Origin of the sequence: Janthinobacterium sp. HH102 (assembly GCF_001758625.2) — a bacterium.
In the GTDB taxonomy this organism is placed as follows: Bacteria; Pseudomonadota; Gammaproteobacteria; order Burkholderiales; family Burkholderiaceae_D; genus Janthinobacterium.
The window spans coordinates 1265043-1286069 of record NZ_CP062062.1; the positions used below are offsets into that span (position 1 = coordinate 1265043).

Below are 21027 nucleotides of genomic sequence, written 5' to 3' on the forward strand. Positions count from 1 at the left end.
TGCGCGGCCCGTCTTGAATAAAGTGCCTGCCATGACCGAAGTGAAAACTGAGCGCAAGAAACCGAACAACCTGCGTACCGGGCTGATCTTGGCCGCCCTGGCGGCCTTCTTCTTCCTGTCCGTGTTCGTCAAGCGCATGTGGCTCTGACGTGACGACGCCCCACCAACAGGAAACGCGCGGCCTGAACCGCAAGATGCTGGGCAAGCTGCTCGTCATTGCCGTGCTGATGTTCGGCTTTGGCTATGCCCTGATTCCCGTCTACAAGCAGATTTGCGAAGTGATGGGCATTAACGTGCTGACGCAAAAAGATGGCACGGTGGCTTACGACAACAATACGCAGGTCGATACGACGCGCAGCATCACCGTCGAGTTCGACGGCAATGCGCAAGGGCCATGGCGCTTCCGCCCGACCGTCTCGAGCATGCAGGTGCATCCGGGCGAGCTGGTGACCGTCCTGTATGAAGTGGTCAACACGCAAAACCGCGTCGTCAACGCGCAAGCCATCCCCAGCTACGCGCCGCAGAGCGCCACGCCGCATTTCAAGAAGGTCGAGTGCTTCTGCTTCAAGCAGCAGACCTTGAAGGCCCACGAAGCGCGGCAGATGCCGGTGGTGTTCTTCCTCGATCCGGCCCTGCCGAAAGAGGTGAAGACCATCACCCTGTCGTACACGTTTTTCGAGATTGCCGGTCTGAGCCAGGCTCAGACGCCGGCCGTCCAATAGGAGAGTGCCATGGGCGAATCCAAGCAGCCGGAAAAAGCGTCGTTCCTGTATTCGCTGCGGGCCGTCGTCTGGTCGTTCACGGGACTGCGCCGCAAGAGCGATTTCGACACGGATTCGGCCAAGCTCAATCCCGTGCACATCGTCATCGCCGGTTTCCTGGTGGTGGCTTGCCTGATCGGCATCCTGATTTCAATTGTTAAATTCGTCGTTTTATAAATTATAAAAAACCACCCTATAAGTTTTTGAGGAGATGATGATGAGTTCCAACCACGCCGCCGTACCTTATTATTTCGTGCCCGGCCCGTCGCGCTGGCCCATGCTGGGCGGCGCCAGCCTGCTGCTGACCATGATCGGCGCCTCGGCCTGGGTCAACGACGTCTCCTGGGGCCCGTACGTGAATTACCTGGGCATCGCGGGCATCCTGCTGGTGCTGTATTTCTGGTTCGGCGACGCCATCAGCGAATCGGAACAGGGCCTGTACAGCGAGCGCATCGATCACTCCTTCCGCTGGAGCATGAGCTGGTTCATCTTTTCGGAAGTCATGTTCTTCGCCGCCTTCTTCGGCGCCCTGTTCTACGCGCGCAGCATCTCGATGCCATGGCTGGCCGACCTCGACCACAAGGTGATCTGGCCCGATTTCGCCGCCCACTGGGGCAATACGGGCCCGGCCGGCACGGTGCAGGAATTCACCACCATGACGCCGTTCTGGATTCCGACCATCAATACGGCCCTGCTGCTGACGTCGGGTGTCACCCTGACGATTTCCCACCACGCGCTGCGCGCCGGCCACCGCGCCATGACGGCCCTGTTCCTGTTCGCCACCATCGTGCTGGGCGCCATTTTCATGGGCTTCCAGGTCTACGAATACATGCACGCCTACAGCGAACTGAACTTGAAATTGACGTCCGGCATCTACGGCGCCACCTTCTTCATGCTGACGGGCTTCCACGGCTTCCATGTGACCTTGGGCGCCATCATGCTGTCCGTCATCCTGTACCGCGTGCTGAAAGGCCACTTCACGCCCGAGCACCACTTCGGCTTCGAAGGCGCCGCCTGGTACTGGCACTTTGTCGACGTCGTCTGGCTGGGCCTGTACGTGGTCGTGTATTGGTTATAATGGCGGGGCAGGGCGCGCGTTGTTGAGGGGCGCGCCGGCACCATAAAAAAAAGCCGTACCGGGAGATCCTGGGTACGGCTTTTTTCTTAGTGTGAAGAATTTTGCTAAGCAAGCAACGTCGTTGGCAACGGGGTCAGACCCGTCGGGTCTGACCCCAGCCGTTAATGTATGCCCGTCGGCTGGATGTAACCCAGATGATGCGCCAGCAGGATCAGCAAAAACAGGGTGATCGACAAGCCCACGCGCAGGGCCAGCGCCTGCACGGTGCGGTTGCTCTTGCCCTTGTCGCGCATGAGGAAGAACAGGGCCGAGCCCAGGCTGCCCAGGATCAGGATGAAGGCGATGGCAACGAGGATTTTCATGGATGGTAGCGCCAGGCTTGAGGAGGTTTCATTGTAATGCGTATCCGCTTCCATTTTAGATGGATTCCATTTGTTGTAATGCTGCTACTGGTGGCGCTGGGCGTGTCGCTGGCGCAATGGCAGCAGCGCCGTGCCGATGAAAAAGTCGCCCGCGCCACCCGACTCGAGGCGGGCAACCAGGCCGCGCCGCTGGCCTTGACGGCCGCACCGCTGCTGCCGGACGATGCGCAAGCGATCGAATACCGCCGCGTTACCGTCACGGGCCATTTCGTGCCAGCCTGGACGGTCTACCTGGACAACCGCCCCTACAAGGGCCAGGCCGGTTTCCACGTGCTCACGCCATTTCAAATAGACGGTTCCCCCATGCACGTACTGGTGGCGCAGGGCTGGCTGCCGCGCAACAATGCGGAGCGCACGCGCATTCCCGACTACGCCACGCCCACGGGTACGGTGACGATCACCGGCATCGCGCGCCTGAACGCGGGCCATGTGATGGAACTGGGCACGGCGCCGGCCCTGGCGCCGCACGCCATCGTGCAAAATGCCGATATCGGCCAGCTGGCCCGGGCCAGCGGCCTGGCCTTGCAGCCATTTATTCTCGAACAAACAGTCGACCCAGCAGCGGCGCCAGCGTCCGGCCAGCTTCCCGTGCGCGACTGGCCGGCACCCGACCTGGGCGCCGACAAGCACCGCGGCTATGCTTTCCAGTGGTACGCACTGGCACTGATGGCTTTTTTATTTTTTGTCTTTACAGGATTTCGACGTGCAAACAAACAGCCCTGAAGCAACGCAAGACAACAGCAACAAGCAGCTGCAGAACACGGGACGGTGGAAACTGCTGGCCGTCGTGGCCGTGTGCGCCTTTCCCATCATCGCTTCGTATTTCACGTATTACATCATCAAGCCCACGGGCCGCAACAACTATGGCGCCCTGATCGACCCGCGTCTGTACCCGATACCGGAAGCCCAGCTGCAGGTGGCTGAACTGGACGGCAAGCCCGCGCCGCTGGCCCAGTTCAAGGGCAAGTGGGTGTTGCTGCAGACGGGCCCGTCCGATTGCCAGGAAGCGTGCAAGAAGCAATTGTTTGACATGCAACAACTGCGTTTGATGCAAGGCAAGGAGCGCGAACGCCTGGAACGGGTCTGGCTGGTGACGGACGCTCAGCCGCTCGACACGCTCGTGATGCGCGAATTTGACGGCACCAGCATGCTGCGCGTGAATAATGACGCCTTAAAGGCGTGGCTGCCCGTGGAGCCGGGCGGCAAGACCAGCGACCACTTATATTTGATCGATCCGCTGGGCAACCTGATGATGCGCTTCCCGAAAGACGCGGACCCGAACAAGATCAAGAAAGACATCGCCAAGCTGCTCAAAGCTTCGGCGATCGGTTAAGGGGAACGCATGCCGACGATGCATCTTTCCGCGCTGGCCCAGCTGGGCTTGACGGGTCTGCTGGTGGCGCTGCTGCCTTTGAGCATGGTGTGGGTGTCCGCGGACGCCAATAAATACCGCAAGCTCGTGTGGATCGCCGTCTTCCTGACGGTCGACCTGATCATGTTCGGCGGTTTTACACGCCTGTCCGATTCCGGTCTCGGCTGCCCTGACTGGCCCGGCTGCTATGGCTCGGCCAATCCTTTCCTGGCGCACGAACACATCGTCGCGGCGGAAACCCTGATGCCGACGGGCCCCGTGACGGTAGTGAAAGCGTGGATCGAAATGACGCACCGCTACCTGGCCATGGCCATCGGCGTCTTGATCGTGGCGATGATGGTGCAGGCGTGGCGCCAGTGGAGAAAGAGCAAGCGCGAGGAATTCGCCCCCGCGCTGCCGACGGCGCTGTTCCTGTTCGTCTGCCTGCAAGGCGCGTTCGGCGCCTGGACCGTCACCTTGAAGCTGCAACCGGTGATCGTCACCATCCACTTGCTGCTGGGCATGGGCTTGCTGGCCATGCTGACGTGGCTGGGCGGGCGCCAGGATCATGCCGTCAAACCCCTGCTGCGCGCCGATGCGGACGCTGCCGTGCTGCGCCCCGTGCGCGCGCTGGCTGTCATGTCGCTCGTGCTCTTGACGGTGCAGATCGCGCTCGGTGGCTGGGTGAGCACCAACTACGCCACGCTGGCCTGCACGGATTTCCCCCTGTGCGGCGGCAAGGTCATTCCGGAGATGGATTTCGAGCATGGTTTCCACCTGTGGCGCGAACTGGGCAAGACGGCCGCCGGCCACTATTTGCCGTTTTCCGCGCTGACGGCCATCCACTGGGTGCACCGCAACTTCGCCTTCATCGTGCTGGCCGGCATCGGCTATACCGTGTGGCGCGCGTGGAAATTGCCATCGCTGCGCGGCACGGCCCGCTGGGTGGCGCTGGTGCTGGCCCTGCAGGCGGCCACGGGCCTGGCGACCATCTACCTGAGCTGGCCATTGTCGATTGCCGTCCTGCATAACGGCGGGGCGGCGCTGCTCGTGTTGTTGCTGACCATGTTAAACTACAAGGCTAAATTTCAACTCGATGTTGCGCGCAATGTTCAGCGCGCTTGCGCCTCCGCGCCAGTGCCCCCGGCACCAGCCAGTCCATCCCGTACCGCATAAATGACTACTCAGACCATCAGCCGTAAACCATCTCCCCGCATCGCCCAGTACTGGGCGCTGACCAAGCCCCGCGTGACGCAACTGGCCGTGTTTTGCGCCGTCATCGGCATGTTCCTGGCCAGCGAGGAGTTGCCCGACTGGCACGCGGTGGTGTTCGGCACCATCGGCATCTGGCTGCTGGCCGGCGCCGCGTTTGCCGTCAATTGCCTGGCCGAGCGCGAGATCGATGCGCGCATGGCCCGCACGGCGCGCCGTCCGATGGCCATGGGCGACATCACGGTGAAACAGACGGTGGTGTTCGCGCTCGTGATCGGCGGCCTGGGCATGGCGATTTTGTATCACCTCGTCAATCCGCTGACCATGTGGCTGACCTTCGTCACGTTTGTCGGCTATGCGCTGATCTACACCATGGTGCTCAAACCCGCCACGCCGCAAAACATCGTCATCGGCGGCCTGTCCGGCGCCATGCCGCCCGCGCTGGGCTGGGCAGCCGTCGCCAACGACGTGCCGATGCAGGCGTGGCTGCTGGTCCTGATCATTTTCGTGTGGACGCCGCCGCACTTCTGGGCGCTGGCCATGTACCGCCGCGACGATTACGCGCGCTCGGGCCTGCCCATGCTGCCCGTCACGCACGGCATGCAATTTACGCAATTTCACGTCTGGCTGTACTCGATCGCGCTGGCCGCCACCACCTTGCTGCCGTACGCCGTGCGCATGAGCGGCCTGATCTACCTGGCTGCGGCCGTGGTGCTCAATGCGGGCTTTCTGTATTACGCCTGGAAGATGTACCGCCACTACACGGACTTGATCGCGCGCAAAGCGTTTACTTTTTCCATCATCTACCTGGCATTGCTGTTCGCGGCCTTGCTGGTCGATCACTACATTCCCCTCGGCACATGAAAAAAACCCTGACTCTGTTGTTGGCGGCCGCGCTGGCCGTCGTCCTCGCCGGCTGCGGCAAGCCTGCCGCACCGAAGCTGGCATTCAAGAATACGGACGTGACGGGCCTGGGCTACGCGCGCGAATTCGCGCTGACGGACCACACGGGCCAGCCGCGCACCCTGGCCGACTACAAGGGCAAGCTGGTGCTGATGTTCTTCGGCTACACGCAATGCCCGGACGTCTGCCCCACGACCATGGCCGACATGGCGCAGGTGATGAAGGAAATGGGTCCGCAGGCGGACCAGGTGCAGGTGCTGTTCGTTACCGTCGACCCCGAGCGCGACACGCAGCAATTGCTGGCCCAGTACGTGCCCGCCTTCGACAAGCGCTTCGTGGGCCTGTATGGCGATGCGGCCGCGACGGCCAAGGTGGCCAAGGAATTCAAGGTGTATTACGCCAAGGTCGAAGGCGAAACGGACAGCAGCTACACGGTCGACCACACGGCCGGCACCTATGTGTTCGACCGCGAAGGCAAGATCCGCCTGTTCGTGCGCCACGGCGAAAAGCCTGCCGCCATCGCGCACGATCTTAAACTTCTGCTATCCTGACCCGGTCGCGCCCCCCGGGCGCCATCTTCAGGATATGCAGTACATGGACAAACGTTTCGAGCCGCACGCCCGCCTGGCAGCCATCATCTTCTTGTTGATCGGCTGCTTTTTCGTCTTGCGGCCCTTCCTCGCCGCCATGCTGTTTGCCGCTTGCGTGGGCATTTCCAGCTGGCCCCTGTATCTCCTCCTGCTCGACCGCCTGAAAGGCCGGCGCAACTGGGCGGCCGCCATCATGACCCTGTCATTGCTCCTGGTCATCGTGCTGCCGCTGGCCCTCGTCACCTACAACCTGGCCGATAACGTCTCGCGCATCTATGAACAGTTGCGTACGGCGCTGGAAACGGGCGGCCTGCATCCGCCCGCCTGGCTGGCCAGCATTCCCGTGGTGGGCGAAACCATCGCCGGCTACGTGGAGCGCCTGCTCGCCGATCGCGAGGAATTATTGAATTTGGGCAAGACGATGCTGGAGCCGGCGCGCCATTTCCTCGCTTCCGGCGGCATCCTGCTGGGCACGGGCCTGGCGCAGACCAGCCTGGCCGTGTTCGTCAGCTTCTTCCTCTACCGCGACGGCCAGCAGCTGAGCCGTGCCTTGATGACGGGCGCCGGCCGCATCATCGGCGACAGCGCGCCCGGCGTGGGTTTGACCATCAGCCGCACCGTGCGCGGCGTCATGTATGGCTTGCTGGGCACGGCGCTGGCGCAAGCGCTGGTGGCCGTGGTGGGCTTCCTGATCGCCGGCGTGCCGGCCGTCGCGCTGCTGGGCGTTGCCACCTTCATTTTTTCGCTGATCCCCGTGGGTCCGCCTCTGATCTGGGGCGGTGCCGCCATCTGGCTGTTTTCAGACGGCCAGACGGGCTGGGGCATTTTCATGCTGGTGTGGGGCGCGCTGCTGATCAGCGGCGTGGACAACGTGGTCAAACCCATGCTGATCAGCCGCGGCAGCAGCCTGCCGTTTTTGCTGGTGCTGCTGGGCGTGCTGGGCGGCGTGCTGGCCTTCGGCTTCGTCGGCATCTTTATCGGCCCGACCCTGCTGGCCGTGCTGTACAGCCTGCTGCAAACGTGGACGGTGGGCGAAACCACCGTGCCGCAGGGCAAGGATACGATTACGTTGAAGAAGTAATCAGTCGCGCAAGTCCGCATCGAGATCCCGCTCCTGCTTGGGAATCACCTTGATCAGCACGATGCGCGGGCCGTTCATCTTCTTGACGACGATGTCGAAGTCGACGAAGGTGATGCGCTGGCCCTGCTTCGGAATGTCTCCCAGCTTGACCATGATCAAGCCGCCCACCGATTCCACGTCGTCCAGCCCCAGTTCCTCGTTTTCGATATCGATGCCGAGGATGCGTTCGAGCGAGAAGATGGGCAGGCTGGCCTTGCCGATCAGGGTGCCGTCGCTTTGCTTGAGCCAGTCGTTTTCATTGCGGCGGAATTCATCGCGGATTTCACCGACCATGGCTCCGAGCAAGTTATCGAGCGTAATAAAACCCAGCGGACGCTTGCCCTTCTCGCCGATCAGGGCGAAGTGGGGCGCGCCGTCGCGAAAGCGCCGGAACAGTTCCAGGGCCGGCGTGCGCGCGGAAATGATGTCCACGGGACGCAAAAACGGCGTGAGCGAGGTGATCGGTTTGCCCGCCTGCTGGGCAAAGAACAGATCCTTGAGGTGTACCACGCCCAGCACGTCGTCTTCATTCGTGTCGAAATACGGGTAGCGGCTGAAGCGGTTGCGCAGCACCGTGTCGAGGTTTTCTTCCAAGGTGCTCGACGCGTGCAGGGCGATCACTTCATTGATCGGGCGCATCAGGTCCGACACCGTCATTTGTTCGAAATCAAGCGACTGGGCCAGGATGTTGCGCTCGTCGCGCGTAAACTTTTCGCCGGGCTGGCTGGTGCGCAGGATCAGTTTCAGTTCTTCGGATGAGTAATGGGCATCGTGGCCGCCCTTGCCGGACAGGCCCGCCAGGCGCAGCACCCAGTTGGCGCTGGCGTTGAGCAGGTAGATGGCGGGATACATGGTCCAGTAAAAGCCGTACAGGGGAATCGCGCTCCACAGGCCGACGGCTTCCGGGTTGCGGATAGCCATCGATTTGGGCGCCAGTTCGCCCACGACGATATGCAGGAAGGAAATCACGCTGAAGGCGAGGACAAAGGAGATGCCGTGGATCAGCTCTTGCGAGGTGACGCCGATGGCGCCGAACAGCGGCTCGAGCAAGCCGGCAAATGCCGGTTCGCCGACCCAGCCCAGGCCCAGCGAGGCCAGCGTGATGCCCAGCTGGCAGGCGGACAGGTAGGCGTCCAGCTGGCCATGCACCTTGGCCAAGATGCGGCCCCGCAGCCCTTGCGTCTTGGCGATGGCGCGGATGCGCGTGCGCCGCAAGGTGACGATGCCAAACTCGGCGGCAACAAAAAAACCGTTCAGCGCGACCAGGAAGAGGGCGAGCAGGACTAGCAAGACATTGTGCATGGGGGCGCAAAAGATGGGCTGTTAAAACGTCATCTTAAACGACGAAGGCCGCCATAGCCTAATTTAGCCGCGCGCCCCGCCCGTGCGGGCGGGCGCGCGCGGCGGGTTTTTCGCGCTTTTCAGCCTTTGGCCGCCGTTTGCGGCCCGCCGCGCATGGCGAAGACCATGACAGCCGAGACGATGGCGGGGATGGCGACGACGAGGAAGATCGTGCTGTTGGGCCAGTTCAGGCGGATCAGCTCGCCGCCGAGCACGGGGCCGATGATGGAACCGATGCGGCCCACGCCCAGGCTCCAGCCGATGCCCGTCGAGCGCAAGGTGGTCGGGTAGTAGCTGGCCGCCAGGGCGTTGACGGCAGGCTGGCCGCCCACCACGCAGAAACCGGCGATGAAAATGGTGATGAACAGGAAGGCCAGCGACACGTCGGGACGGCCGATCAGGGCAATGGCGACTGCAGCGACCAAAAAGCACGGCAGCAGGATGCGGCGGAAGCTGGAACGGTCGATCAGCTGGCCCATGACGAGGGTGCCGATGGTGCCGCCCACTTGCAGGGCCGTGCCCGCCAGCACGGCGTTGGCCGTCGACAGGCCCGCTTCCTTGGCGATGGTCGGCAGCCAGTTGGACAGGAAATACAAGTTCAGCAAGTTCATGAAATTGATGACCCACAACAAAATCGTCATCTTGGCGCGGCCGCCCGTAAACAATTGCAGCACGGGCGCGCCTTTGTGTTCCTTTTCATGCACGACGTATTGCGTGTCGGCCGTGATGTTGACGGTGGGATCGATGCGTTTGAGCCACTTGGCGACTTTATCCAGCTTGCGTTTCTTGAGCACCAGGAATTGCATCGATTCCGGCAGCAGGAAGAACATCAGCACGCCGATGACCAGCGGCACCACGCCGCCCACGTAAAACACGGATTGCCAGCCGAAGGCGGGAATCAGCGCGGCGGACAATAATCCGCCCAGCACGGCGCCCAGGGTAAAGCCGCACGAGACGAGCATCATCAGGGTGACTTTCTTGCGCAGGGGGCTGTATTCGCCGGCCAGCGCCATGGCGTTCGGCATCACGGCGCCCAGGCCCAGCCCGGTAATGAAGCGTATCAGCTGCAATTGCTCGATGTTTGTTGCCAGCGGCGTGACCAGCATGCACAGCGAAAAGAAGATGGTCGAGCCGATCAGCACGGGGCGGCGGCCGAACTTGTCGGCCGTGATGCTGAAGACGAGCGAGCCGACCAGCATGCCCAGCAAACCCGCGCCGAACACGGGACCCAGGTTGGCCTTGCTGACATGCCAATCGGCAATAATGGCGGGCGCCACATAGCCCATCGCCTGCACGTCGAAGCCATCCATGATGACGCACAGCCCGCACAGGATCAGCATGCCGATCTGGAAGGAGCCGATCCTGTTGTTATTGATCAGATCGGGAATATCGATCGTCTTGCCTGCCGTGGACATGGTGATGCTCCTGTTTTTTTATGGTGATCGCGCCCTGCCGGCGAGGGAGGGGTGCGTGTTTGTCTCAGGCTTTATTACAATCGCTTTTGATTGATTATTCAAACGTTATTTTCGAATGGATTTATCAGCTTTCCTTGTGAATCTTTGGCTGGCCCTGGATGGCGGCCAGGATGACGTCCAGCGCCGGGTGCATGATCTTGCGTTCGTTTGAAATGACATAAAACTGTTCGCGCAGGGATGAGGCGTCGCCGACCAGCACGGCGCCGAATTGCTCCTCGATATCGGCCGCCAGGCTGGCCGGGGCGAAGAACAGGCCCAGGCCCTTGCGGCCGAAGGCGTTGAGCATGGCGTTGTCCTCGAATTCACCGACCACATCGGGCCGCACGCCTTGCTGCACCATCCATTCATCGATGCGCCCGCGCAAGGCGTTATTGCGCGCCGGCAGCAGGAATGGCGCGCCATGCAGGCTGTGCGGGAAGTTGTCGCGGTATTGTGCGGCCAGCGCGGGGATGCCGAACAGTTTCATGGCGCTTTCGCCCCACAGGTGGCTGGACACGCGCAGGCTGGCGCCGGCGGGCACGGCGCGGTCCGTCAACACCAGGTCCAGCTTGTGCAGGGCCAGGTCGGCCAGCAAGGATTCAAATTCGTCTTCCAGGCACACGAGCTTGACGGGCTGGTCCAGGCTGCGCGTGGCGTCCAGCATGCGGTAGGCCATCAGTTTCGGCAGGGAATCGGAAATGCCCACCGTCAAACGCATCTTTTCCGCGTCCGTATCGGCCAGCGCATCCTGCATCTGCTCGCCCAGCAAAAAAATCTGGTCCGCATAGCCGAGCGCCAGCCGGCCCGCTTCCGTCGGCACCAGGCGGCGTCCCTGCGGCTGCAGCAGGGAGCGGCCCAGTTCCTTTTCCAGCAGGGCCAGCTGGGTGCTGATGGTTTGCACGGCCAATCCCAGCCGTTCGGCCGCGCGCGTCACGCCGCCTTCCTTGGCGACCACCCAAAAGAAGTACAAATGGCGGTAATTGAAGCCTGTGGTTTTCATCGCGATATCCTATCTTCTGTTTTTACGAAGTAATACTTCCATTATCTTCTATTTTTAAATGTGTGACATGTCCCTATACTATGTTTCATTAAATCTAGATAACGGGGAACTATCGATGAAGCATTTCAGAGTGTCATTTCTAGTGACATTTATCTGCCTGGGCATTTCCGCCTGGTGGGGTTACACGCACGGTGGCGTGCAGACGATGCTGGCGGCGCTCGGTATCGCGGTGATCCTGGGCGTGATGGAAGTCTCGCTGTCGTTCGACAACGCGGTGGTCAATGCCTCGGTGCTGAAGAACTGGGACAAATTCTGGCAAAACCTGTTCCTGGGCGTGGGCATCATCATCGCCGTGTTCGGCATGCGTCTGCTGTTCCCGCTGGTCATCGTGGCGCAAGCGGCGGACCTGGGCTTGATGGAAGTATGGAATCTGGCACTGAGCAATCCGGAACAGTATTCGATGCACCTGACGAATCACCACGCGGAAGTGGCGGCATTCGGCGGCATTTTCCTGCTGCTGGTCTTCCTGAACTTCCTGCTGGACTCGGAAAAAGAAACGCACTGGCTGGGCCGCATTGAAGAAAAACTGGGCGCGCTGGGCAAGATTTCGTCGATTTCGGTGATGATCGCGCTCGGTACCCTGATGGTCAGTCTGTCGATGATCGAAGAAGGCCAGAAGCTGGTGGTCCTGACGGCCGGCCTGTGGGGTATTTTGACCTACGTGGGCGTCGATGTGATCAGCGGTTTGCTGGAAGGCGACAACGGCGACGGCAACATGGGCGATATCATCAAGCGCGGCGGTATTGGCGGCTTCCTGTACCTGGAAGTGCTCGACGCCTCGTTCAGCTTTGACGGCGTGATCGGCGCGTTTGCCATCACCAAGGATGTCGTGATCATCATGCTGGGCCTGGCAATCGGCGCGATGTTCGTGCGTTCGATGACGGTGTTCCTGGTGCGCAAGGGCACGCTCGACGAGTTCGTTTATCTGGAGCACGGCGCGCACTATGCGATCGGTATCCTGGCCGTGATCATGTTGGTCAGCATGAAGTTCCACATTCCCGAGATTTTCACGGGTCTGATTGGGGTGGCCTTCATTCTCGCCTCGCTGTGGTCGTCGATCCGCTACAAGCGCAGGATGGCCCTCGAAGAAGGCCGGACGGAAGCGCTGGAAGCGGTCAAGGCAGTGTAAAGAATGCGCGGCAAACGACTACACCCGTTTGTCGGCAAGTTGCAGCAAGCGTCGCCGCCGGCCTGGGGAGTCAGGCCGGTGGAGGACGCCAGGTGTTTGATCATATACAACCCACATAGGAGAAATACATCATGGCAATCAGTCTGCAAAAAGGCGGCAACGTCAACCTGAGCAAGGAAGCCCCCGGCATTTCGAAGATGATCATCGGCCTGGGCTGGGATGCCCGCGCCACCGACGGCGCCGCGTTCGACATCGACGGTTCCGTATTCCTGTTGAAGGCCGACGGCAAGGTTCGCGCCGACGTCGACATGATTTTCTATAACAACCTGAAGTCGAGCGACGGTTCCGTCACCCACTCGGGCGACAACACCACGGGCGCCGGCGATGGCGACGATGAAACCGTCGTCGTCGACCTGGCCACGGTGCCAGCCGAGATCGACAAGATCGCCGTCTGCGTGACGATTCACGATGCCGAAGCGCGCAAGCAAAACTTTGGTATGGTATCGAAAGCGTACGTGCGTTGCGTCAACGCCAACGGCAACACGGAAATCGCCCGCTTCGACCTGTCGGAAGACGGTTCGGCGGAAACGGCCATGGTCTTCGGCGAAATCTACCGCAATGGCGGCGATTGGAAATTCAAGGCCATCGGCCAGGGATATAAAGGCGGTCTGGGCCCACTCGCCGCGTCTTTCGGCGTCGGCGTATAAGTTGTAAATAATCAAGGCGGTCCGCAGCGCGGGCCGCCGCCATCACCATCATCGTTGAGGAAGGAACAGTTGAATGCCGGTTTTTAATGTAACAGGGGACGTCGACCCGTTTCTGCATGTGTCGCTGGCCAAGGGCGAGAAGATTTATTGCGAATCCGATGCGATGGTGATGATGGAAACCAATCTTGAGCTGAAAGGCAAGATGACCGGCGGCATAGGTGCGGCGCTGATGCGCACCTTTGCCAACGGGGAATCGTTCTTTCAGCAGCATATCGAGGCCATGCGGGGCGACGGCGACTGTCTGCTGTCGCCCACCTTGCCCGGCGCGATGCGGGTGCTCGAGGTTGGCGCCCAGCAATACATGATCAGCGACGGCGCCTTCGTGGCTGCCACGTCTGGCGTGGAATTGAAGGTGCGCACGCAAAGCCTTGGCAATGCGCTGTTTGCCCAGAGCGGTGGTTTTTTCATCACCGAGACGGCAGGCAGCGGCCAGTTGGCGGTGTCCGGTTTTGGCGCGATGTCGGAACTGGAAGTGACGCCTGGCAAGGACGTGGTGATCGACAATTCGCACGTCGTATGCTGGGACAACCGCCTGCAATACGAAATTTCCATCACGACCGGCAGCAGCGGCGGCTTTCTGGGCAATTTGATCAATAGCCAGACCAGCGGCGAAGGCATGGTGCTGAAGTTTTCAGGCACGGGAAAAATCCTCGTGTGCTCGCGCAACCGCGCGGCCTTCCTCGCCTGGACCCAAAGCAAGCCGGCGTAACTAATATTTGATGTAACCAAGCAAACAGGAGCTATGCGTATGTCTGTCAATTTGAGCAAGGGCCAGAAGATTTCTCTGGACAAAGAAGCTGGTACCACCCTGACCCGTATCACCATGGGCCTGGGCTGGGATGCGGCCAAGACCAAGGGTTTCCTCGGTTTCGGTTCGAAGACGGAAGCCGTCGACCTGGACGCCTCGTGCATCATGTTCGATGAAAACAAGGGCACGTCCGACATCGTCTGGTTCCGCCAGCTGAAAAGCAAGGACGGCAGCATTGTCCACACGGGCGACAACCGCACGGGCGCGGGCGATGGCGACGACGAACAGATCAATGTCGATCTGTCGAAGGTGCCGGCGCACGTGAAAAGCCTGGTCTTCACCGTCAACAGCTTTACTGGCCAGAACTTCTCGCAGGTGGAAAACGCCTATTGCCGCATCTTGAATGCCAGCAATAACCAGGAAGTCGCGCGTTTCAACCTGTCTGTGCAAGGTTCCCACACGGCACAGATCATGGCCAAGCTGTACCGCCATAACGGCGAATGGAAGATGCACGCCATCGGAGAAAACGGCAACGGTCGCACGTTTGACGACCTGATGCCGCAAATCTCAGTGCATCTATAAGGAGCAGTACGCAGCGGGCGGGGGACGGACCGGATACCGGCCCTTGTCCGCTGCTCTATTTTGAAGGAGAGTATGTCGTGATGCGATTGCTGATAGCCTTGCTACTTCCGTGTCTCACGTTTTTCATGCTGGGGCGCCCGCTGGCCGGTGCCGCCGCCTTGATCTTGCAGTGCACTGTGATCGGCTGGGCGCCGGCGGCCCTGTGGGCCCTGTACACGGTGAACCAGCATAAAACGGAGCAGGAACTGGAAGGTGCGTTAAGCCGCAGCTACATGCGCAGGCGTAGTCGCTTGATTTAAGGTCGATTGATCTAAATCAACCGGGCGCCAGGAATCCTTGCGCTAAAGCCCGTACGAGCGATCGTGCGGGCTTTTTTGTGCGCGTGCGAGGCGCTACTCATCGCTTTCGGCTGGGCATATTGCCGCTTGTGCGGCCTCTTGCGAGGACGTTTCCGCTGCCGCCAGCAGGGTGTCGACGGTGCTGGCGTCAACGCGCTTCATGTCTTTCGACCACGATACGAGTAAGGCGAAAGACAGCAACAGGCTGATCACGCCGATGACTAGCGTAAGACCGATGCCCCATTGCGACCACTTTCGTTGTACCAGGTTGAAGTGTTCAACACTTTGCCATTCTCCATTTTTCCAGGCCATCTCACGGCCTTTGATGCCCAGCCAGATGGCAATCCCGATGCCAACGTAGGGGATCAGTGCGAGTAAGCCTATCCACGTGCGGTTGCCGATCGCCCATATCCAGTTCAGCAGGAAGGCACCCCAGCTCCAGCCAGCCACACCGGCAGGCAGTGCCTCGGCGGCGTCACTGCGCGCGCCACAGTTGGCGCAAAAGTGCGTCTTGCCTTCCGCTTGCTGCGTCCCGCATGCCGTGCAAAACATGGGCTATCCTTCACGATGAATGGTGACCAGGCGGCTGCGGTGCATGGGTTTATCCCCCGCAACAGCCGTACAGTGCATTCTTCTTCGTCGACGTCATGGCTGTCTTGATTACAATCAAGAGTTACCCTTGTCGTGCCAGGCAGCTCACTTCTTGCAGCGTATCGGCACGTTCACGGAATTGCCGTCTGAACTCAAGTTGCGGTATTGCAAATCTTCGCTCTCGATGGCGAAGCGGGGCACGGCGTGCACGTAGCGCTGCTTGCAGACCGTGTCGTCATTGATCAGTTTGCCCGCCAGCATGTAGTCGCACAGGGCGAAGCGCGATTCCTCGTCGTCGAGGATCAGCACGCGCGCGGCGCTGTACAGCGCCGATTGCAAGACGTCCGGGCTGCAGTTTTCCGGCCCCGTCAGTTTCAGATGGGTTTTCGTCTGCGTGGCCAGGCGTTGCAGCTTGACGAGGGCGGCGCGCTCTTCCTTGCGGGCACTGTCGACTTGGGCGTCGCCGCTGGACAGGCGCAGCGCCAGCGAGGCGATCTGGTCGATGGAAATATGCCAGGCAAAGCCTTCGAGGCGCGTGCGGATCTGGCCGGGCAGGGGATCGGCCGCATCGACTTCGCAGCGGTACTGGCCCAGGTGGGGACGGCACAGCACGGGAATGGCAAAGGCCGAGGTGCGCTTGCCCTTGACGAATTTCTGGCTCAGGTCGCCAAAGTTTTCATGCGTGATGGTATCGAAGCGGGCTTGCCCAAAGCCCATCTTGACGAGGTTTTCCTTGCGCTGGCGCGAAAACAGGGCATCGACGGCGTCGTAGATATTCTTGTTGAAGATGCGGTCCAGCGGCTGGCGCTCGTCCGACATCTTTTCGAAGACGGCGCTGGAATTGGGCGCGTTGGCGTCGATGGAAATGAGGATGAAGGGCTTGCTGTTCAGGCGCGGCGGCACGACGGCCATGTCGTTGCCGTACAGCTGCGTCAGGGCCACGTCCCACAGGGTTTCCACGCCCAGGTTGTCGGCCGCGCCGCCATCGAACAGGTGCACGTAGGACGGCGATTCGCGCGACTCGGAACCGAGCTCCGGCACGAACGTATTTTTCGGACGGAAACGCTCGAAGGTGACGGAATCGAACACGCCGGGAAAGGCGGCCGAGGTGGCCACGGCCGTTGCCAGGCGGATATCCTGGATCGGCGAATGCAGGGTGCCGTAAAAATACTCATAAGAAAACACCACGCGCTTGCCGCCATCGGTGGCGTCCGTCGCGTTGGCCAGGAAGATGGGGCCATCGTGCGGCAAGTCCTCGTAGGTTTTCTTGTCGTACAGCACATCGTCGAATACGTCGGACAGGAACGAGGTGCGCGTCTTGTTCGTCAACAACATCGTCGTCAGGTTGGCAGGTTTCAAAATGGTCTGGCCGAAGAAATCCGTTTTCAGCTTGCTGCGCAGCAAAGGCCAATCCGTCTGCTTGCCATGCAGCGCATAGTAGCCGCCCGCGATGGCGCCGCCGGACACGCCGGAGATGGCCGAGGCGCCGCTGACGAGGCCGAACTCTTCCAGCTGCTCCAGCGAGGCGGCCGAGAAATTGGCTGCGCGGCTGCCCCCGCCGGACAGGGCGATGCCGATGAAGTGGTCGTTGGGCATGGGCTGCTGGATGCGCGCCTTGGGCGCGTCGATGCGCAGGCGCGGGGCTTCCTGCACGGTGAACGTGCGGTTTTCCACGCCGCTGTTGGGGCGCAGGGCGAGTACCGTGCAGCCGCTCAGCAGCGCAACGAGGATAAATGGTGCGAACAAGCGTGGCTTCATGCGTGATCTGTGCGTAGTCATTGGTTGGGATACGGACGGAAACGTGTGCGATTCTAGCAAACTTGCTGGTGATTAAGCATGCAGCTGATATGCGAGGAGGGCGGCGTTGTAGCCCGCGTGTACCAGTATGGGCGCCAACAGCGCGCCGCTGCGTTCGTACGCGAGGCCCGCGCACAGGCCCAGCACGAAGGCAGGCAGCATCGACACGGGCGGATGGACGATGGCGAAGAAGGTCGCGCCGATGGCGATCGCTTGCCAGGCCGGCAGCGAACGGCGCAAGCCGCCCTGCAGCAAGCCGCGGAAAATGAATTCCTCGCACAGGGGCGCGGCCAGCACGCCCAGAGCCAGCAGCCACAGGCTGTCCCACGAACTGTCGCCCACTGCCGCCGCAGGTGCTTGCAGCACGAGCGTGCAGGCGATGCCGCAGAGAGCCGATACGGCCGCGCCTGCCGTACCCCAGCGCCAGGGGTGCCGGCCTCGTGCCATGCGCGGCACGCCGGCCGTCTTGCTGCGCCAGTAGACCAGGCGCAGCAGCACATACGTGAGCACGCCAGCCACCTTGTCCTTGAGCAGGATCAACAGCAGGATTTGCAGAATAAAAAACAGCATGGCGGCGATCAGGCCGTCGGCTGCCGTGACCCTGGCCGGCGGCGAGGCGGACGGGTCGAGCAGGTAGGGCAGCGCATCGCGTGCTTTTTGCCACAGGGCCACGGCCAGCGCCGCCGTCAGCACGACAAACACCAGTTGCTGCGCCAGGCTGCCGGCCGCCAGCGCGGCGATGTACAGGCCGGTCAGCAGCAGGTATAGATACGTGTAGGCGGGCCGTATCTTTACCGCCGCCTCGGTGGCCAGCGGATCGCTGGCAAACACGCCCAGCGCCACGGCGATCGCCGAGTACAGGGGGATACCGGCCAGGGCCAGCAGCATCAAACCCGCCATGTCCCACCGCCAGGCGTCTTGCCAGGCCAGCGCCGCGCTGAACAGGATCAAGGGGTAGAGCAGGGCCAGCGCGGCCCACAGCTGGGCTTTTTGCCGCAGCGCCTGGTCGACGGCGACGGGAAACGTGTACAGCAGCCACAGCGCGCCGCCTTCCTTGTTGAGGGTCTGGAAGGCCGACATCATCAGCACATAAGTGCCGAGGAAAAAGCCGGTAGAGGCCAGCAAGACGGGGCTGGACAGCAGCTCGTGCAGGTCGCGTGCCTGGCCCGAGAACAGGGCCTGGCCACCGAGGATCAGCAAGGGCAGCAACAGGGTTTGCACGAGAAAATTGCGGTCGCGCAGCAGCAAAGTCAGCTCGCGGCGCTGGATCACCGTGCCGGGGCGGGCGCGCCACTTGCCAGCGGACTGGTTCGCAGGGGAGCGCTTGCGGCCGGCCTCGCGCTGGCCCGCGCCCACCACGCCGTGGCGCAGCTGGCGGCGCAGCAGGGCCATGCCCAGCTGCATCAAGCACAGGCATTGCGCCAGCAGCAGGACGGCCGGCAAGGCTGCTGCCGCACCTTGGGCATTGAGCAAACTCACCAGCAGGCCCGGCGGCGTCCAGCCGGTCCAGGCCGGCATGGCCGCCGCCCACGCGTGGGCAAAGCCGCCCGTACCCATGCCGAACGACATGCCCATATACATGGGAAACAGGCCGGCCACCGACAGCAGGGCCTGCAAGTTGCCCAGCTGCGCAGGACTGAGCGACAGGCGCAAGCCCGTGTCGATCAGGGTACGCAACATGGCCGCCAGGGCCAGCAGGAGCAGGCAGGCAAACAGCCCCGACAGCGGCGAAAACCAGTCCTGGCCCGAATACCAGGCGATCATGGTGGTGCCGGGCCACAGCACCAGCAGGCCGAGCGGGTTGACCAGCGTGCGTTCGAGCACGCGCGCCCACAGCAGGGTGCCCTTGTCGACGGGCAGGGTGACCAGCCATTCCAGGTCCCAGTCCGGCTTCGACAGTTCTCCCATGCCCAGCGGCAGCAGCAGGCTCACCAGCCACAGCAGCGCCAATTGCAAGGTCAGGGCGCCCGCCAGCGCCGCACTGAACGGTTGCTCGATCAAGTGGGCGATGACGGGCGCCATCACGCGCTCGCCTGCCTGCAGGCTGCCCTTGGCCTGGCAAACGGTCACCTGGTCGAGCAGGCAATGCATGTTCAGCAGGTTGTGGCGGGCGATATTGCCGGAGGCAAATAGCATGGGCAAGACCAGCAGCGCGCCCAGCAGCCATCGCCCTCGTTTCTTTCCTGGCGTGGCGGGTCGGCTCTTGCCTCCCCGATGGAACGCCAAGCCCTTGCCGCTGACGTTGAGCAGGCGCTGCAGGCGCAATCGGGTCAGCAACCAGACGGCGCGCCAGGCGGTGGGCGGCGCCGGTGTCATGCGGTTTCGTCGGTGAGTTGCAAAAAGAGGTCTTCCAGGCTGCCGTCGCTGGACAGCTGCTGGCGGATCTCGTCCAGGCTGCCCGTGGCGACCAGGGCGCCACGGTGGATGATGGCAACCCGGCTGCACAGTTTTTGCGCCATGTCGAGCAAATGCGTGGAAACAAAAATGGTGGTGCCGGCCGCGGCGATGCGCAGCAGGCGTTCCTGCACGTCGCGCGACGCGCGCGGGTCGAGGCCGTTGATCGGTTCATCGAGGATCAGCACGGCGGGATCGTGGATCAGCGCGCACGCGAGGCCCAGCTTTTTCTTCATGCCCAGCGAATAATTGACGGCGAAATCCTCGCTCGCCTCGTCCAGGCCGAATTCCGTCAGCAGACGCGCCGTGCGCGTGGCCGCCTCGGCGCGTGGATAGCCATGCATTTCGGCCACGAATTGCAGGATTTCACGTCCTCGCAAATAATCGTAGAAGATGGGATTGTCGGGCAGATAGCCCACCTTGCGCTTGACGGCGGCGCCATCGCGGTGGCAATCGAGGCCATCGATCAGCACGCGCCCGCTGCTGGGCACGAGGATGCCCATCAGCATGCGGATGGTGGTGGTTTTACCGGCCCCATTCGGGCCCAGGAAGCCGAAGACCTCTCCTTTGCCCACTTGTAAGGTCAGCGGCTTGACGGCCTCGAACGTGCCGTACTGTTTGGACAAACCTTCGAAGCTGATCATGGTGCCCCCAGGGCGGCCAGCAGGCGCCGCTCGCCATCGGGCGTGAGGCGCAGGGCACGGCTGTCGAGTTCGCGCTCGGCCCAGCGCCGGCGCAGGGCCAGCTGCAGCAGGGCCGCCCCCAGCGCCCCGCCCAAATGGGCGCGCCGTTCGCTCCAGTCCAGGCAGGCACAGGCGAAGCGGCGGCGCTGGCGCTGCAATTGCGGCACGTCGATGCCCAGCGCCGCCATGCCGGCCGCACCCGCTTCCGACAGGCAATATTCGCCTTCGCCATCATCGTCGAGCAGCCAGCCTTGCGCGTGCAACTGGTCGTGCATGGCGACGGCGACCGTGCCGGCCATGTGGTCGTAGCAGGTGCGCGCATGGCGCAAGCGGTCCGGCGTGGAGGGTGTAAACGGCGTTGCTGGCACGCCGGCCACCACCAGCAGCGCTTCCAGCGCCCGCGCCACCTCCGTACTGGCCAGACGGTAGTAGCGGTGCTTGCCCTGCGCCAGCATCGACAGCAAACCGTCGTCGCGCAAGCGCGCCAGATGGGCGCTGGCCGTCGAGGCGCCTACCTCGGCCAAGGTGGCCAGTTCCGTGGCCGTGCGCGCATGGCCATCGAGCAGGCTGCACAGCATGCGCGCGCGGGCCGGTTCGGCGATGGCGCCGGCCAGTTGCGCCAGGCCCATGTCGGCCGAGGGAAGTTTGTCATCCATGATTCGTCCGTGGGCGAAGTGTTGTGGTGGAAGGGGCAGCATACTCGTGT

At 62.1% G+C, this 21027-nt stretch carries 24 protein-coding genes; 15 read left to right on the forward strand and 9 right to left on the reverse strand.

The window, feature by feature from the left end; all coding sequences use genetic code 11:
* Nucleotides 1-31: 31 nt before the first annotated feature.
* The 4 genes from JAB4_RS30620 to JAB4_RS05760 are packed head-to-tail and all read left to right on the forward strand — an operon-like array spanning nt 32 to nt 1839.
* Nucleotides 32-148 carry a cytochrome oxidase small assembly protein gene (locus JAB4_RS30620; protein WP_217494223.1) on the forward strand — a complete coding sequence of 39 codons (117 nt, stop codon included), beginning with the start codon at nt 32-34 and terminating at the stop codon, nt 146-148.
* Nucleotide 149: 1 nt separating this feature from the next.
* Nucleotides 150-722 carry a cytochrome c oxidase assembly protein gene (locus JAB4_RS05750; protein ID WP_071650232.1) on the forward strand — a complete coding sequence of 191 codons (573 nt, stop codon included), beginning with the start codon at nt 150-152 and terminating at the stop codon, nt 720-722.
* Between the two features lie 9 nt (nt 723-731).
* Nucleotides 732-938: a DUF2970 domain-containing protein gene (locus JAB4_RS05755; protein WP_034749002.1), complete on the forward strand. Its 207-nt coding sequence runs from the start codon at nt 732-734 to the stop codon at nt 936-938.
* Between the two features lie 40 nt (nt 939-978).
* Nucleotides 979-1839, forward strand: coding sequence for a cytochrome c oxidase subunit 3 (locus JAB4_RS05760; RefSeq protein WP_070222559.1), 861 nt, complete (start codon nt 979-981; stop codon nt 1837-1839).
* Nucleotides 1840-2000: 161 nt separating this feature from the next.
* Here JAB4_RS05760 and JAB4_RS05765 read toward each other — a convergent pair whose 3' ends face one another.
* Entirely contained in the window at nt 2001-2201 is a 201-nt protein-coding gene (locus JAB4_RS05765) for a twin transmembrane helix small protein (RefSeq protein WP_046683386.1), read from the reverse strand.
* A 36-nt stretch (nt 2202-2237) separates the two neighbouring features.
* On the opposite strand from JAB4_RS05765, the gene JAB4_RS05770 reads away from it, so the two are divergent.
* From JAB4_RS05770 to JAB4_RS05795, 6 genes are read left to right on the forward strand one after another with little or no spacing between them, the layout of a single operon-like run.
* Nucleotides 2238-2984, forward strand: a complete 747-nt coding sequence (locus JAB4_RS05770; RefSeq protein ID WP_070222558.1) for an SURF1 family protein — start codon at nt 2238-2240, stop codon at nt 2982-2984.
* Complete coding sequence (locus JAB4_RS05775; RefSeq protein ID WP_070222557.1) at nt 2965-3594, forward strand: cytochrome C oxidase subunit I; 630 nt, start codon at nt 2965-2967, stop codon at nt 3592-3594. The genes JAB4_RS05770 and JAB4_RS05775 overlap by 20 nt, the downstream gene beginning before the upstream one ends.
* Before the next feature lie 18 nt (nt 3595-3612).
* On the forward strand, nt 3613-4788 hold the full coding sequence (locus tag JAB4_RS05780; protein ID WP_070222842.1) for a COX15/CtaA family protein: 1176 nt from the start codon (nt 3613-3615) through the stop codon (nt 4786-4788).
* Nucleotides 4789-5688, forward strand: a complete 900-nt coding sequence (gene cyoE, locus JAB4_RS05785) for a heme o synthase (RefSeq protein ID WP_070222556.1) — start codon at nt 4789-4791, stop codon at nt 5686-5688.
* Nucleotides 5685-6278: an SCO family protein gene (locus JAB4_RS05790; RefSeq protein ID WP_070222555.1), complete on the forward strand. Its 594-nt coding sequence runs from the start codon at nt 5685-5687 to the stop codon at nt 6276-6278. The genes cyoE and JAB4_RS05790 overlap by 4 nt, the downstream gene beginning before the upstream one ends.
* Before the next feature lie 43 nt (nt 6279-6321).
* A complete protein-coding gene (locus tag JAB4_RS05795; RefSeq protein WP_070222553.1) occupies nt 6322-7398 on the forward strand; it encodes an AI-2E family transporter in 1077 nt (358 codons plus the stop codon).
* Here the strand turns inward: JAB4_RS05795 and JAB4_RS05800 are convergent, their stop codons facing one another.
* The 3 genes from JAB4_RS05800 to nhaR form a co-directional block, all read right to left on the reverse strand.
* On the reverse strand, nt 7399-8739 hold the full coding sequence (locus JAB4_RS05800) for a hemolysin family protein (protein ID WP_070222551.1): 1341 nt from the start codon (nt 8737-8739) through the stop codon (nt 7399-7401). It lies immediately after the preceding gene.
* 119 nt (nt 8740-8858) lie between these two features.
* On the reverse strand, nt 8859-10193 hold the full coding sequence (locus JAB4_RS05805) for an MFS transporter (protein WP_070222549.1): 1335 nt from the start codon (nt 10191-10193) through the stop codon (nt 8859-8861).
* Between the two features lie 124 nt (nt 10194-10317).
* On the reverse strand, nt 10318-11232 hold the full coding sequence (gene nhaR / locus JAB4_RS05810) for a transcriptional activator NhaR (protein ID WP_070222547.1): 915 nt from the start codon (nt 11230-11232) through the stop codon (nt 10318-10320).
* Between the two features lie 115 nt (nt 11233-11347).
* Here nhaR and JAB4_RS05815 point away from each other — a divergent pair, with 115 nt between their 5' ends.
* From JAB4_RS05815 to JAB4_RS05835, 5 genes are all read left to right on the forward strand, one after another.
* A complete protein-coding gene (locus JAB4_RS05815; protein ID WP_070222545.1) occupies nt 11348-12421 on the forward strand; it encodes a DUF475 domain-containing protein in 1074 nt (357 codons plus the stop codon).
* 131 nt (nt 12422-12552) lie between these two features.
* Nucleotides 12553-13128 (forward strand): TerD family protein, encoded by a 576-nt coding sequence (locus JAB4_RS05820; RefSeq protein WP_070222543.1) that lies wholly within the window; start codon nt 12553-12555, stop codon nt 13126-13128.
* 73 nt (nt 13129-13201) lie between these two features.
* Complete coding sequence (locus JAB4_RS05825) at nt 13202-13897, forward strand: TIGR00266 family protein (RefSeq protein WP_070222541.1); 696 nt, start codon at nt 13202-13204, stop codon at nt 13895-13897.
* Between the two features lie 39 nt (nt 13898-13936).
* Nucleotides 13937-14518: a TerD family protein gene (locus tag JAB4_RS05830; protein ID WP_070222539.1), complete on the forward strand. Its 582-nt coding sequence runs from the start codon at nt 13937-13939 to the stop codon at nt 14516-14518.
* 80 nt (nt 14519-14598) lie between these two features.
* Nucleotides 14599-14817 (forward strand): hypothetical protein, encoded by a 219-nt coding sequence (locus JAB4_RS05835; RefSeq protein ID WP_034784905.1) that lies wholly within the window; start codon nt 14599-14601, stop codon nt 14815-14817.
* Nucleotides 14818-14910: 93 nt separating this feature from the next.
* On the opposite strand, the gene JAB4_RS05840 is transcribed toward JAB4_RS05835, so the two are convergent.
* The 5 genes from JAB4_RS05840 to JAB4_RS05860 form a co-directional block, all read right to left on the reverse strand.
* Nucleotides 14911-15408, reverse strand: coding sequence for a zinc ribbon domain-containing protein (locus JAB4_RS05840; protein ID WP_070222537.1), 498 nt, complete (start codon nt 15406-15408; stop codon nt 14911-14913).
* 144 nt (nt 15409-15552) lie between these two features.
* Complete coding sequence (locus tag JAB4_RS05845) at nt 15553-17193, reverse strand: patatin-like phospholipase family protein (RefSeq protein ID WP_070222535.1); 1641 nt, start codon at nt 17191-17193, stop codon at nt 15553-15555.
* 84 nt (nt 17194-17277) lie between these two features.
* Entirely contained in the window at nt 17278-19560 is a 2283-nt protein-coding gene (locus tag JAB4_RS05850) for a CPBP family intramembrane glutamic endopeptidase (protein WP_070222533.1), read from the reverse strand.
* A complete protein-coding gene (locus JAB4_RS05855; RefSeq protein ID WP_070222530.1) occupies nt 19557-20282 on the reverse strand; it encodes an ABC transporter ATP-binding protein in 726 nt (241 codons plus the stop codon). Before JAB4_RS05855 ends, JAB4_RS05850 begins: the two co-directional genes overlap by 4 nt.
* Nucleotides 20279-20977 (reverse strand): metalloregulator ArsR/SmtB family transcription factor, encoded by a 699-nt coding sequence (locus JAB4_RS05860; protein WP_070222528.1) that lies wholly within the window; start codon nt 20975-20977, stop codon nt 20279-20281. Before JAB4_RS05860 ends, JAB4_RS05855 begins: the two co-directional genes overlap by 4 nt.
* Nucleotides 20978-21027 lie beyond the last annotated feature (50 nt).

Bases quoted from the DNA above. Each gene is read 5' to 3' on its own strand.
- JAB4_RS05805 (WP_070222549.1), bottom strand. From the start codon at position 10,193: ATGTCCACGGCAGGCAAGACGATCGATATTCCCGATCTGATCAATAAC.
- JAB4_RS05820 (WP_070222543.1), top strand. From the start codon at position 12,553: ATGGCAATCAGTCTGCAAAAAGGCGGCAACGTCAACCTGAGCAAGGAA.
- cyoE (WP_070222556.1), top strand. From the start codon at position 4,789: ATGACTACTCAGACCATCAGCCGTAAACCATCTCCCCGCATCGCCCAG.
- JAB4_RS05830 (WP_070222539.1), top strand. From the start codon at position 13,937: ATGTCTGTCAATTTGAGCAAGGGCCAGAAGATTTCTCTGGACAAAGAA.
- JAB4_RS05835 (WP_034784905.1), top strand. From the start codon at position 14,599: ATGCGATTGCTGATAGCCTTGCTACTTCCGTGTCTCACGTTTTTCATG.
- JAB4_RS05815 (WP_070222545.1), top strand. From the start codon at position 11,348: ATGAAGCATTTCAGAGTGTCATTTCTAGTGACATTTATCTGCCTGGGC.
- JAB4_RS05855 (WP_070222530.1), bottom strand. From the start codon at position 20,282: ATGATCAGCTTCGAAGGTTTGTCCAAACAGTACGGCACGTTCGAGGCC.
- JAB4_RS05825 (WP_070222541.1), top strand. From the start codon at position 13,202: ATGCCGGTTTTTAATGTAACAGGGGACGTCGACCCGTTTCTGCATGTG.
- JAB4_RS05840 (WP_070222537.1), bottom strand. From the start codon at position 15,408: ATGTTTTGCACGGCATGCGGGACGCAGCAAGCGGAAGGCAAGACGCAC.
- JAB4_RS05760 (WP_070222559.1), top strand. From the start codon at position 979: ATGAGTTCCAACCACGCCGCCGTACCTTATTATTTCGTGCCCGGCCCG.
- JAB4_RS30620 (WP_217494223.1), top strand. From the start codon at position 32: ATGACCGAAGTGAAAACTGAGCGCAAGAAACCGAACAACCTGCGTACC.
- JAB4_RS05770 (WP_070222558.1), top strand. From the start codon at position 2,238: ATGCGTATCCGCTTCCATTTTAGATGGATTCCATTTGTTGTAATGCTG.
- JAB4_RS05790 (WP_070222555.1), top strand. From the start codon at position 5,685: ATGAAAAAAACCCTGACTCTGTTGTTGGCGGCCGCGCTGGCCGTCGTC.
- JAB4_RS05795 (WP_070222553.1), top strand. From the start codon at position 6,322: ATGGACAAACGTTTCGAGCCGCACGCCCGCCTGGCAGCCATCATCTTC.
- JAB4_RS05860 (WP_070222528.1), bottom strand. From the start codon at position 20,977: ATGGATGACAAACTTCCCTCGGCCGACATGGGCCTGGCGCAACTGGCC.
- JAB4_RS05800 (WP_070222551.1), bottom strand. From the start codon at position 8,739: ATGCACAATGTCTTGCTAGTCCTGCTCGCCCTCTTCCTGGTCGCGCTG.
- JAB4_RS05755 (WP_034749002.1), top strand. From the start codon at position 732: ATGGGCGAATCCAAGCAGCCGGAAAAAGCGTCGTTCCTGTATTCGCTG.
- JAB4_RS05765 (WP_046683386.1), bottom strand. From the start codon at position 2,201: ATGAAAATCCTCGTTGCCATCGCCTTCATCCTGATCCTGGGCAGCCTG.
- JAB4_RS05850 (WP_070222533.1), bottom strand. From the start codon at position 19,560: ATGACACCGGCGCCGCCCACCGCCTGGCGCGCCGTCTGGTTGCTGACC.
- nhaR (WP_070222547.1), bottom strand. From the start codon at position 11,232: ATGAAAACCACAGGCTTCAATTACCGCCATTTGTACTTCTTTTGGGTG.
- JAB4_RS05780 (WP_070222842.1), top strand. From the start codon at position 3,613: ATGCATCTTTCCGCGCTGGCCCAGCTGGGCTTGACGGGTCTGCTGGTG.